This is a genomic window from Kistimonas scapharcae (assembly GCF_039540975.1).
In the GTDB taxonomy this organism is placed as follows: Bacteria; Pseudomonadota; Gammaproteobacteria; order Pseudomonadales; family Endozoicomonadaceae; genus Kistimonas; species Kistimonas scapharcae.
This window is the reverse complement of record NZ_BAABFL010000123.1, coordinates 1-11,745: the sequence shown is the minus strand read 5'-3', so window position 1 is coordinate 11,745 and position 11,745 is coordinate 1. Positions and strand designations below refer to the sequence as shown.

At 52.1% G+C, this 11,745-nt stretch carries 10 protein-coding genes; 1 reads left to right on the top strand and 9 read right to left on the bottom strand.

Annotated features, from left to right (window positions below):
- Positions 1 to 63: 63 nt before the first annotated feature.
- The 7 genes from ABD892_RS07930 to ccoN all read right to left on the bottom strand — a co-directional run bounded on the left by ABD892_RS07930 (position 64) and on the right by ccoN (position 7,868).
- Entirely contained in the window at positions 64 to 2,526 is a 2,463-nt protein-coding gene (locus ABD892_RS07930) for a heavy metal translocating P-type ATPase (protein ID WP_345194935.1), read from the bottom strand.
- Between the two features lie 8 nt (positions 2,527 to 2,534).
- A complete protein-coding gene (locus ABD892_RS07925) occupies positions 2,535 to 3,044 on the bottom strand; it encodes a FixH family protein (protein ID WP_345194934.1) in 510 nt (169 codons plus the stop codon).
- A gap of 80 nt (positions 3,045 to 3,124) precedes the next feature.
- Positions 3,125 to 4,549 carry a cytochrome c oxidase accessory protein CcoG gene (gene ccoG, locus ABD892_RS07920; RefSeq protein WP_345194933.1) on the bottom strand — a complete coding sequence of 475 codons (1,425 nt, stop codon included), beginning with the start codon at positions 4,547 to 4,549 and terminating at the stop codon, positions 3,125 to 3,127.
- A gap of 152 nt (positions 4,550 to 4,701) precedes the next feature.
- Positions 4,702 to 5,598, bottom strand: coding sequence for a cytochrome-c oxidase, cbb3-type subunit III (ccoP, locus tag ABD892_RS07915; RefSeq protein ID WP_345194932.1), 897 nt, complete (start codon positions 5,596 to 5,598; stop codon positions 4,702 to 4,704).
- Entirely contained in the window at positions 5,591 to 5,806 is a 216-nt protein-coding gene (locus tag ABD892_RS07910; RefSeq protein ID WP_345194931.1) for a cbb3-type cytochrome oxidase subunit 3, read from the bottom strand. The genes ccoP and ABD892_RS07910 overlap by 8 nt, the downstream gene beginning before the upstream one ends.
- 6 nt (positions 5,807 to 5,812) lie before the next feature.
- Entirely contained in the window at positions 5,813 to 6,424 is a 612-nt protein-coding gene (gene ccoO / locus ABD892_RS07905; RefSeq protein WP_345194930.1) for a cytochrome-c oxidase, cbb3-type subunit II, read from the bottom strand.
- 19 nt (positions 6,425 to 6,443) lie between these two features.
- Positions 6,444 to 7,868 (bottom strand): cytochrome-c oxidase, cbb3-type subunit I, encoded by a 1,425-nt coding sequence (gene ccoN, locus ABD892_RS07900; protein WP_345194929.1) that lies wholly within the window; start codon positions 7,866 to 7,868, stop codon positions 6,444 to 6,446.
- Positions 7,869 to 8,369: 501 nt separating this feature from the next.
- On the opposite strand from ccoN, the gene ushA reads away from it, so the two are divergent.
- Positions 8,370 to 9,992, top strand: coding sequence for a bifunctional UDP-sugar hydrolase/5'-nucleotidase UshA (gene ushA, locus ABD892_RS07895; protein WP_486329433.1), 1,623 nt, complete (start codon positions 8,370 to 8,372; stop codon positions 9,990 to 9,992).
- A 52-nt stretch (positions 9,993 to 10,044) separates the two neighbouring features.
- On the opposite strand, the gene hmgA is transcribed toward ushA, so the two are convergent.
- Together hmgA and ABD892_RS07885 are read right to left on the bottom strand one after the other, a co-directional pair.
- Positions 10,045 to 11,394: a homogentisate 1,2-dioxygenase gene (hmgA, locus tag ABD892_RS07890; RefSeq protein WP_345194927.1), complete on the bottom strand. Its 1,350-nt coding sequence runs from the start codon at positions 11,392 to 11,394 to the stop codon at positions 10,045 to 10,047.
- A 43-nt stretch (positions 11,395 to 11,437) separates the two neighbouring features.
- On the bottom strand, positions 11,438 to 11,745 hold a 308-nt coding region (locus ABD892_RS07885), incomplete at its 5' end, for a hypothetical protein (protein ID WP_345194926.1).

Genomic DNA, 11,745 nt, shown 5'->3' with positions numbered 1-11,745 from the left:
CGTTTTGTGCAAAAACTGTACTCTGTTGCCAAAAGTACGGCCAGCTTGCTCACATTCCCAAGGTTAAGCGGGATTTAAGGCCTGGAAAGAGGTTGCTGACAGTTTACCCTTATCCAATACCGGTGTCTCAGGTGCCAGACGGGTCAGTCGCATGGCGTTACCAACCACAATCAATGAACTCAGTGACATGCCGATAGCAGCCATCCAGGGAGCAATCAGGCCGGTCGCAGCCAGTGGCAGGGCCGTGATGTTGTAACCCAGTGACCAGAACAGGTTCTGCCAGATGATACGGCGTGTTTGTTGGGCGAGATCAAAGGCAGTGAGAAGACGCTGCAGGTCACCGGTCAACAGGACGGCATCGGCAGTGGTACGTGCCAGATCCGTGGCATTGTTCAGAGCCAGAGAAAGATCAGCCTGCGCCAGCACGGGTACATCATTGATGCCGTCACCCACCATCAGGACCTTGGCACCGTGTGCCTGCCGGGTGCGGACATGCTTGAGTTTATCGTCAGGAACGGCGGCGGCCAGCCATTGGTCGATACCCAGTTCGTCCGACACCCTTGAGACAACGCCAGGGGTGTCTCCGCTGAGAAGCTCAACGGTCAGACCACGGCGCTGCAGGGCGTTGATGACAGTGGACGCTTCCGGGCGCAGTTCATCATCGAGCTCGAACCAGGCTGCGGGCTGTTCGTTACAACTGAGTAATAACCATTGCCCTGTCGCATCAGGTGGTAACAGGTTAAAGTCTGGCGCGCTGAAGGCCGCTGTACCGATTCGGTAAAGGTTATTGTCTATGTAGCCGCTGAGGCCTTTGCCTGTGGTGTTGGTCACATCATGGGCTGTATAGGGTGATGTACCTGAGAATGCCTGGGCGATAGGGTGCTCCGAATGACTTTCTAGGGCACTTGCCAAGTGAATCACATCATCCTGTTTTAGCGTGCAACCTTCTGCAAGAATGACTTGCCGTAGAATAAGCCTGCCTTTGGTGAGCGTTCCCGTTTTGTCAAAAATAACATGGGTCACTTGATTCAAGCCTTCGAGCACATGCCCGCGGCTGATAAGAATCCCCAGTTTTTGCAGGGTGCCGGTCGCGGCAGTCAAGGCAGCAGGCGTGGCGAGTGACAGGGCACAGGGGCAGGTGACCACCAGGACGGACAGCGTCACCCAGAATGCATGTCCAGGGTCGATCTGGCTCCAAAGGGTGTAAACGACAACAGACGTCACGAGTACGGCGGCAACAAAGAATCCGGCGACCCGGTCGGCAATCCGGGCAATGGCAGGCTTGTCACTTTGTGCACGTTCCAACAGTCGGACAATCGCTGAGAGCCGGGTATCGTCACCAATACGGGTGACCTCAATCTCCAGTGCGTTCTCGGTATTCAGGCTGCCGGCGATAACCCGCTCACCGGTGCTGCGGGCAACTGGCATGTATTCACCGGTCAGGGCCGATTCGTTCAGGCTGGAGTGCCCGCTGACGATTATGCCATCGGTTGGGACGCTGTCCCCCGGTAATACACGGACTCGATCGCCGGGCTGAAGATCGGTAACGGGAACCCGTTCTGTCTGGTTTCCACTGAGCTTAAGGCAGCTGGCTGGCAGCAGGTTACGCAAAGCACGACCTGCCTTGGCGGTTCGGTGTCTGGCCCGTAATTCCAGGTAGCGGCCCAGCAGCAGAAAAAAGGTGAACATGCTGACCGAATCAAAATAGACTTCACCATGGCCATGCCAGGTGGCCCAGAGACTGGCAACATAAGCCCCTCCAATGGCAATGGAGACGGGCACATCCATTCCCAGGTGCCGGGTTTTCAGGTCACGCCAGGCTGCCGTGAAGAATGGACGGGCGGCGTAGAAAACGACGGGTGTAGCCACAAAGGCACTGATCCAGCGGATAAAATCCCGGTATTCCGCTTCCATATCCTGCATGGCACCGGCATAAAGAGCGACGGCATACATCATTACCTGCATGGCACCAATACCGGCGACGGCAAGCCGCCGGATAAAGACCCGGTGCTCTTGCTGCATTAGCGCTTCCTGACGTTCTGCGCGCCAGGGATGTCCCTTGTAGCCGATATGATGCAGTTCCAGCAGGATCTCACTGAGTTTGACGCCGTCAGGATCCCAGCTGACGGTTGCACTGTGTTGGCTCAAGTTGACGGTGACGCCAGTGATGTCTGTGGCGTGTAAAAGGTGCTTTTCGATCAGCCAGACACAGGCCGAGCAAGTAATCCCTTCAATCAGCAGACGTGCTTCCCGGGTGCCATCCGGATTTGTCCGGACAAAATCCGACTGCATATCTTCACGGTCATAAAGTGCCAATTCTGCTTGCAGGACTTGGTCGGCAGATTCAGCACGTTCTGCAGGTTCGGTACGAAAACGGTAATAATTGTCCAGACCACCGGCCACGATGGCTTCTGCGACAGCCTTACAGCCAGGGCAGCACATAGGCTGCTCCTCGGCTTCAATGGTGGCAAAATAATGCGGTGTACCGGCAATGGGTAAATGACAGTGAAAACAGCTTACAGTCATGAAAATCTCTATTGCTCACTACCAGAAAGGGGCTTGTCAGCAGACAGTGTGACGGGCGTGCCCGGTTCAAGCACTAACTCATCATTGAGGCGCCAGCCCGTCTGGTAAGCCTGTTCGGGAATTTGTTCATCCAGTGTTTCCAGCTGCACGTAATAACGCCCATCGACACTGCTTGTCAGGTTGCCAATATAATCACCGGAAGGGGTGAGGCGCAGCATGATATCCCGGTCATTGCTTTTGAAAACCGGGGAGGAGAAGCGAAGACGTAAGGCGTCAGGGCGCTCGGGCAGGTTACCGGTTACTTTGGCGCGGACTTCGCCGGTCAGGTCATCCACGCTGATTAGTGCGTTGACGTCCCATTCTATCGCACGGTTTTCCCGCGACAGGTCTTCATTGATGACTTTGCCGACCTTGTAATAGTCATCCACGACGACGGTGTCGCGATTATTCAGTGCGACGGTCAGTGTGATAGCGCCCCAGGTAAAGGTCACCAGCAGGATAGTGATAATAAACCACACCCATGGCTCCTTGTGCCATGGGGTGAAAGTGTCAGTCTGGTTTGAATGATGATGCATTACAGCATGGCCTCTGTTGGGTATTACCGGGGAGCCGGAGCAAGGAAACGGCTTTCTGTCGAGACGGGTTGCATCGTAGCAGTCTCGGCGGTGACGGTGAAGATGACGGTTGTGTTCCTTTTGCCCTTCAGTGCTTCAGGCGAAGCAACCAACCGTACTGGGATGTTGAGCAGTTCGCCGGAGGCGACTTCAACCGATTTATCGCCTTCATAACGTAGCCCGTCAAGGCCGCTACTGGTGATGCGATAACGGTGGGTTTGTTGATCCTTGTTAACCAGTTTGAGGGTATAGACGTTTTCTATCAGGCCATCGGCGGTCTCGGTGTACAGGCTTTGCCTATCCCTGAGGATTTCCAGTTCTATCATCGAGCGGCTGCTGACCGTCACCAGGAACATGACGGTGATGATGGCCAGTGCTACGAAATAACCGACCAGGCGAGGACGGATAATCTTGCCGGGTTTGCCTTCGACAATCTCGCTTTCGGTGCTGTAGCGGATCAGTCCCTTGTCGTAACCCATTTTGTCCATGATGCTGTCACAGGCGTCGATACAGGCAGCACAGCCAATACATTCGTATTGCAATCCATCGCGAATATCGATGCCGGTAGGGCAGACATGGACGCACATCTTGCAGTCAATACAGTCACCGAGTCCCTGGGATTTTGGGTCGGCAGTTCTCTTTCTTGGACCGCGTAGCTCACCCCTTGATGGGTCGTACCAGACGGTGGCGGTGTTTTCGTCATACATGACACTCTGGAAACGGGCATATGGACACATGTATATGCAGACCTGTTCACGCAACCAGCCGGCATTACCGTAGGTGGCCAGTGTGAAAAAGCCAATCCAGAACAGGGCCCAGGGATGGACATCCAGGGTCAAAAGATTCGGTACCAGTTCGCGTATGGGGGTGAAATACCCGACAAAGGTAATACCCGTGGCCAGCGCGATAGCGAGCCAGAGAATATGCTTGAATGCTTTTCGAAGAAACTTGGCGGAACTCAGCCCCGCTTTATCGAGTTTCATACGCTGGTTTCGATCACCTTCGGTGATGTGTTCAGCCCACATGAATACCCAGGTGAAAACGCTCTGAGGGCAGGTGTAACCACACCAGACCCTGCCAGCCAGAACGGTGATAAAAAACAGACCAAACGCACAAATAATCAGCAGACAGGACAGCAGAATAAAGTCTTGAGGATAAAAGGTTGCACCAAATATATGGAATTGCCGTGCGGGCAGGTCAAATAAAACGGCCTGTCGACCCGTGGTGGATATCCATGCAACACCGAAATACAGAATAAAGAGAAAAGCGCCTCCACTGATGCGCAGGTTTCGAAAGAACCCCTGGAATGAACGGGTATAGATTTTTTCCCGCTTTTTGTAGAGGTCGACCACTTCAATTATTTCGGGTTCTTGCTCTGAACCATTTTTGTGGGTGTTGGGCTCACTCATCCGGTCATGTCCCTGGCTGTTCACGGTGGCGCTTCGGCTCGGATGTTATTGTTGGAATAGTGCAGGAAGCGTTTCGGTTTTTCTGAAGGTAACGAGAGTCACTACCCTCAGAAAAACCGACTGCGTAGCGCAGTCGGTAAAGATCGTTGTTATTACTGGCTGTTTTTTTTGTGAGACAAGCTGTAAACGTAAGCGGATACCAGATGTACCTTTTCCTCACCCAGAATATCTTTCCAGGGCGGCATAACACCGTTACGGCCGTTACGAATGGTGTACATGACCTGGGCCTGGGAGGAACCATACAGCCACACACCGTTGGTCAGGTCAGGTGCACCGAGGAGTTTGTTACCTTTGCCTTCCGAGCCATGGCAGGCTGCGCAGGTGGTTTCGAACACCTTCTTACCCTTGGTCAGATCGGTGTCGCTGAAACCGGTATCGATACCGCTCAGGCTACGAGCATAGGCTGCTACATTCCGAACTCCGGATTCGCCAATGACGGCACCCCAGGCGGGCATCTGGCCTCGACGGCCTTCCAGCAACGAGTGCTTGATGTCTGCCGGTGTGCCGCCCCACAGCCAGTCATCATCGGCCAGATTCGGGAAGCCAAAGGCACCGCGGGCATCACTGCCATGGCAAAGCGCACAGTTGTTCAGAAAGATCCGCTGACCCATTTTGAGAGCCTTGGGGTTGCCCTGAAGCTCCTCAATGGATTGAGCCGCATACTGTTGAAACAGCGGTGCATACTGACGGGTATGTTTGGCCGTTTCAGCTTCCAGCTGGTTGATCTGGGTCCAGCCCAGTGCACCTTTCCAGACGCCCGGAAACAGGATGAGGTATCCCAGCGTAAACACCAGTGTGGCGATGAATAGCCAAAGCCACCATTGGGGCATTGGGTTGTCATATTCCTCGATACCATCGTAATTGTGGCCGGTGGTTTCCGAGGTGGTTTGCTTGCGCTGGGTCTTGGTGGTGGCGATTAACAGGCCAACCACCAGTGCCAGGCAGGCAAAAGTCAGGATGAAAATCCATCCGCTCCAGAAACTAGACATTCTGTTTCTCCCCCATGTTCTTGTTCTTGTCGCCTTTCTCGAAGGTGCTCATCACGGCGGAACGGTGCGCAGTATCATCGGCAAAGGGCAGGTTAGCCGCTTCTTCGAAACTGCGCTTGCGTTTGCTGCTGTAAGCCCAGAACACGATGCTTAAAAAAGCAATCATGCAAAGGACAGTGGCCAGTCCGCGCAGAGTGTTGATATCCATAAGCTGTTACCGTTTTGTCGTCAGCGCAGTGCCAAGTCCCTGCAGATAGGCAACCAGGGCATCCATTTCGGTTTTACCCTTCACCTCGGCGGCAGCATTTTGGATCTGCTCATCCGTGTAAGGCACACCCACCAGACGGAGTGATTCCATCTTCTGGGCAGTGTCTTTTCCATCGAGCACATTATCCATCAGGTGCGGGTAGGCCGGCATGATAGACTCAGGCACAACATCACGGGGGTTATACAGGTGTGCGCGGTGCCACTCATCCGAGTAACGCTGACCCACCCGGGCGAGATCTGGACCGGTCCGTTTTGAGCCCCAGAGGAACGGGTGATCGTAAACGGACTCACCCGCGACAGAGTAGTGGCCGTAGCGCTCAACCTCTGCACGTAACGGACGGATCATCTGAGAATGACAGCCTACGCAGCCTTCTTTGATGTAGACGTCACGGCCTTCCAGCTCAAGGGCAGGATAGGGTTTGATCCCAGCCACAGGCTGGGTCGTCTCTTTCTGGAAAAACAGCGGCACGATCTCAACGAGGCCGCCAAAACTGATGGCGACGACGATCAGGATCACCATCAAGCCAAGGTTTTTTTCTACAATTTCGTGTTTAGTCATGGCTTTAAACTTCCCCCTGTCACGCCATTTGGGCGGCCAGCTTGGCCTGGTCTGGCTCGGCTGCGCGGATGGTGCGGTAGACGTTGTACAGCATCACTACCATACCGGCGAGGAAGAAGGCTCCACCGATGGCACGGACAATATAACCGGTCTCACTCTGGATAACGGATTCTATAAAGCTGTAGGTCAGGGTGCCGTCAGCATTTACTGCGCGCCACATCAGACCCTGGGTGATACCGTTAACCCACATGGCGGCGATATACAGCACGGTGCCGATAGTGGCCAGCCAGAAGTGTGCGTTGACCATGGCAATGCTGTACATGCTGTCACGTCCCCAAAGGCGTGGGATCATGTGGTACAGCGCACCAATGGATACCATTGCTACCCAGCCCAGTGCACCGGAGTGAACATGACCAATGGTCCAATCGGTGTAGTGAGACAGTGCGTTGACAGTCTTGATGGCCATCATCGGGCCTTCGAAGGTGGACATGCCGTAGAAAGACAGTGAAACCACCAGGAATCGCAGCACCGGGTCGGTACGGAGTTTGTGCCAGGCACCGGAGAGTGTCATAACACCGTTGATCATGCCGCCCCAGGAGGGTGCTAACAGAACCAGCGACATTACCATACCCAGGCTCTGCGCCCAGTCAGGCAGTGCGGTGTAGTGCAGATGGTGCGGGCCGGCCCAGATATAAATGGCGATCAATGCCCAGAAGTGGACGATGGACAGACGGTAGGAGTAAACCGGGCGTTCTGCCTGCTTGGGTACGTAGTAGTACATCATGCCCAGGAAACCGGCAGTCAGGAAGAAGCCGACAGCATTATGGCCGTACCACCACTGGATCATGGCATCCATCGCGCCAGAATAGGCTGAGTAGGATTTCCAGAACGTGACCGGTACCGACATGCTGTTGACCACGTGCAGCAGGGCAACCGTTACAATGAATGCGCCATAGAACCAGTTGGCGACGTAAATATGCTGCGTTTTACGCTTCATGACCGTGCCAAAGAAGACGAAAGCATATACCAGCCACACAACCGTGATCAGGATGTCGATCGGCCACTCCAGCTCAGCGTATTCTTTGGAAGAGGTAATGCCCAGTGGCAGAGTAATGGCTGCCAGCAGAATGACCAGATTCCAGCCCCAGAACGTAAAGGCCGCCAAGCCGTCAGAGATGAGCCGAGCCTGACAGGTTCGTTGTACCACATAGTACGATGTGGCGAACAGTGCAGAACCACCGAACGCAAAGATCACCGCATTGGTGTGCAGTGGCCTCAGTCGACCGAAGGTCAGGTAAGGTTCAAAGTTGAGATCAGGAAACACCAGCTGGATTGCGATCAGCAAACCAACAGCCATGCCGACGATGCCCCATACCACCGTCATCACGGCAAACTGGCGAACCACTTTATAGTTGTAGTGTGTGTTCGTTGTTGCGCTACTCATGTATGGATCCACATAACCTTCGCTTAAATACGTACATATCCCTACTTAAGTATCAGTAAGCCGAAAAGGCAAAACAATGACCTGTGTCAATAAAGGGTCAATGTTTGCGCAGTTGCTCCTCATACCCCCGCAAGGTGCTTGACGCGTTGCCAAAACCATACCGTCAGCCATCAAGGCTGCTTCCAGTCGACATCATGTTTTTTTAAGAGCTGGGTGCTAATGGGTAACTGGTTTCTACGCTGTCTGTTGTTGGTTTTGTTATCAGACAGGGCCTGCGAATGTGCCGAATCAGTCCACATCTACAGGCCGATCCGCGAGGCGTTGTCAATCATATCAGAAAGCGTGTAACTATGCGCAACTGCTTCTCGATATTTCCTTATTTTTGTTGTTGTTTTTTCTTGTGAGATGGTTGCTTTTCACAGGAATACCTGTGGCTGTCTGGTATTTGACGATGGTTATGATTGGTTAAGCTTCTCTATTTGTTTTGGGGATGTTTTTAAAATGACGCCATACCCATTAGCGAAAAGGATTTCCCTTTCGCTGGTTTTACTGCTTTCCATAGCATTGACGGGCTGTTCATTTCTGAATAATGGAAACGAACAGAAGCCTGACGATAACGTCTGGCACCTTACGGTATTACATACCAATGATCATCACGGTCATTTCTGGCGTAATGGCAATGGTGAATGGGGAATGGCTGCGAGAAAAACATTGATTGATCGTATCCGCGCTGAAGTAGCCGAGTCGGGTGGTCATGTGTTGTTGTTGTCTGGCGGTGATATCAATACAGGTGTTCCTGAATCCGATCTTCAGGATGCCGTGCCGGATTTCAAGGGTATGAACCTCCTGGGCTATGACGCCATGGCGGTCGGTAATCATGAATTTGATAACCCGATGCCTGTGTTGCGCATGCAGGAGCAGATTGCTCAGTTCCCGTTTCTTGCCGCCAATATTCGTGATAAGGCAACAGGTGAGCGTTTATTTAAGCCCTATACAGTATTTACGCTCGATGGTTTGCGGATAGCTGTTTTAGGTTTAACGACGGACGATACCCAGAAAATCGGTAATCAGGAAAATATTCAGGGTATTGTTTTTACCCGCCCTGAGGATGAGGCCAAAGCACTGATTCCCACGTTGAGAAAACAGGCCGATGTTGTTATTGCTACGACACACATGGGGCATTATAAAAATGGTCAGCATGGCTCTAATGCTCCCGGTGATGTTACTTTGGCTAGAAACGTTCGTGGTATTGACCTGATTGTCGGTGGCCATTCCCAGAACCCTCTCTTTGAACCGGATCGGCAGAATAATACCTGGATTTTACAGGCGCAGGATTGGGGCCGTTATGTAGGACGTGCGGATTTTGAGTACCGCGATGGTCAGCTCAAACTGCTGAAATACCAGTTGATTCCTGTTAATCATACGCAGTCAGTTTTGAATGCTGATGGTGGCAAGGTCCGGGTCGCTGTTGGTGATGTTATCCCTGAAAATCCTGCGATGCTTACCTTGCTGGCACCCTACCAAAAGAAAGGTGAAGCGGAAGTGCTGCAACCGGTTGGTTACACCGATGGGCGATTGATGGGAGAGAGAAGTGAGGTTCGCTTTGGCTATACCAACCTTGGTCGTTTAATTGCACTGGCACAAATGGAGATGGTCGGTGCAGATGTCGCTGTTGTCAGTGCGGGTGGCATAAGGGCGAGTATTCCAAAAGGCGATATTACTTATCGGGATATTTTGAGTGTTCAGCCCTTTGGCAATGGCGTTTCATATGTTGAGCTTTCCGGAAAGTTACTGAAAGAATATCTGAGTAATGTTGCCGAAAAAACTATAAACAGCGGTGGTTTTGCCCACTTTGCCGGTGTTGAAATGAGAATTCGAGGAGGCTCGCTGGAGTCGGTTACTGTAGGTGGCAAACCGCTGAAGGATAATCAAACTTATCGGCTTGCTTTGAACAGCTTTTCTGCTGCAGGTGGTGATAATTACCCGGTTTTAACCTCGAGCCCAACCTATGTTGAAAGCGGATTTACGGATGCCAGCGCTTTACGGGAGTATATTGGCAAACATTCTCCTATCCATGTTTCTGACTACAAACCGGATGGGGTTATGCGTCTGCCAGCAGATTAAGGATAGATTCCATGAGGGTGGCAGTGAGCCTGCCACACTCGCGATATATATCTTATTTGCCCGTATTTGCAGCATCAAACGTTGGTGAGATGTTTTGCCAGCAATCGGTATAGTTTTCCTGACGTAATCCGCCATTGATAGCAAAGGCTGTAGGCTTGTAAAGGAAGGAGGACTCGAACATAAATGCCAACGTGTTTTCCTGCTTTTGTGGCGTCAGCTTAGTTTTTGTGGCGTCTTCAACGGCAGTACCATCAGGCCCATGTGGGGACATACAGTTGTGCAGGCTGCCGCCGCCGGGCAAAAAGCCACCGTCGGGTTTGGCGTCGTATACCCCTTCGATAAGGCCCATGTATTCGCTCATGATATTACGATGAAACCAGGGTGGTCTGAAGGTGTTTTCTGCGACCATCCAGCGAGGGGGGAATATGACGAAATCCACGTTGGCCAGTCCTTCATGATCGAGAGGAGAAGTCAGAACCGTGAATATTGATGGGTCCGGATGGTCGAAGCTTACGGTGTTGATGGTGTTGAAGGTTTTCAGATCGTATTTGTAGGGCGCATAATTCCCGTGCCAGGCAACAACATCAAAGGGAGAGTGATCCAGGTTACAGGTAAAAAAATGCCCGCCGAACTTGGTCAATAATTGTGTTGGTTCATTGCTGTCTTCAAACCAGGCAACCGGTGTATTGAAATCGCGAGGGTTTGCCAGCCCGTTTGCACCAATGGGGCCTAGATCAGGCAAGCGAAAAGGATTGCCATAATTTTCCAGTAAATAACCGCTAGCTTGTGGGCCTAATAGGCTGACACGGAACTTAATACCCCGTTGAATCACCGCAATTTCGGTTGGTTTTATCTGAAGGCGTCCAAACTCAGTGTCGATGGATAGGCCGCCGTCCTGGGGAATAATCAGCAGATCACCGTCGGCATTACAGAAGCAACGCTTTTCCATGCTCTGTGATGCAGAATAAAGATGAATCGCGCTGCCCTGACGCATTGAGGCGTCGCCATTGCCTGCCACGGTTCGGATGCCTGAAATGAAATCGCATCTTGGTTCAGTTGGTGGCTGGGGGTTCCAGCGCAAACGTTCGGGTGTCAACCAGGTATCACTGAAAGGTCCGCTTTCCCAGATTTCTGAAACCACTGGCTCATAGGGTGACTGTTTGACAGAAGGGTGAATTCTGTATAGCCAGGATCGCTGATTTTCGTGACGTTTTGCAGTGAAACCCGTGCCGCTGAGTTGTTCGGCAATGAGTCCATAAGACAGTTCTTGGGGGGAGTTTTGTCCAACAGGCAGGGCATTCGGGAGTGCCTCAGTGCTGAAATGGTTGCCAAAGCCGGTCATATAGTGAAATGGATCAGTAACCTCTTTTTTGCTAGCTGATTGTCGCTTTGTCTTTTTCATCCATCACCCCTGCAGCAGATATCAGCCCCTAGAAAACATCGAGCTAACTATATTCTGTGAGTAGCCAGTCATTTCCCTGTTTCTTGAATCTAACATGCGATTTTGAATGAGCAAATGCAATGTTTAATGCGTTTCTCGGTGTTTGAGGATGGCTTTGTTGATGTTCGTTTGTAGTAGCGACAGGGATGTCGCGGTAGCGATGCAGGGCAGGAGGCCCTGTCAGAGCGGGCGGAAAATGGGCATTAATAAAGCCGACAGACACCGCAACTGGTAAGTACTCAAAAACTCCTGTGCAGACCACATGGCAGCCAGCATGAGGCGTATTCGATAATATTTGCCAGTCTCGGAATT

Bases quoted from the DNA above. Each gene is read 5' to 3' on its own strand.
- ABD892_RS07930 (WP_345194935.1), bottom strand. From the start codon at position 2,526: ATGACTGTAAGCTGTTTTCACTGTCATTTACCCATTGCCGGTACACCG.
- ccoG (WP_345194933.1), bottom strand. From the start codon at position 4,549: ATGAGTGAGCCCAACACCCACAAAAATGGTTCAGAGCAAGAACCCGAA.
- ccoP (WP_345194932.1), bottom strand. From the start codon at position 5,598: ATGTCTAGTTTCTGGAGCGGATGGATTTTCATCCTGACTTTTGCCTGC.
- ABD892_RS07910 (WP_345194931.1), bottom strand. From the start codon at position 5,806: ATGGATATCAACACTCTGCGCGGACTGGCCACTGTCCTTTGCATGATT.
- ccoO (WP_345194930.1), bottom strand. From the start codon at position 6,424: ATGACTAAACACGAAATTGTAGAAAAAAACCTTGGCTTGATGGTGATC.
- ccoN (WP_345194929.1), bottom strand. From the start codon at position 7,868: ATGAGTAGCGCAACAACGAACACACACTACAACTATAAAGTGGTTCGC.
- ushA (WP_486329433.1), top strand. From the start codon at position 8,370: ATGACGCCATACCCATTAGCGAAAAGGATTTCCCTTTCGCTGGTTTTA.
- hmgA (WP_345194927.1), bottom strand. From the start codon at position 11,394: ATGAAAAAGACAAAGCGACAATCAGCTAGCAAAAAAGAGGTTACTGAT.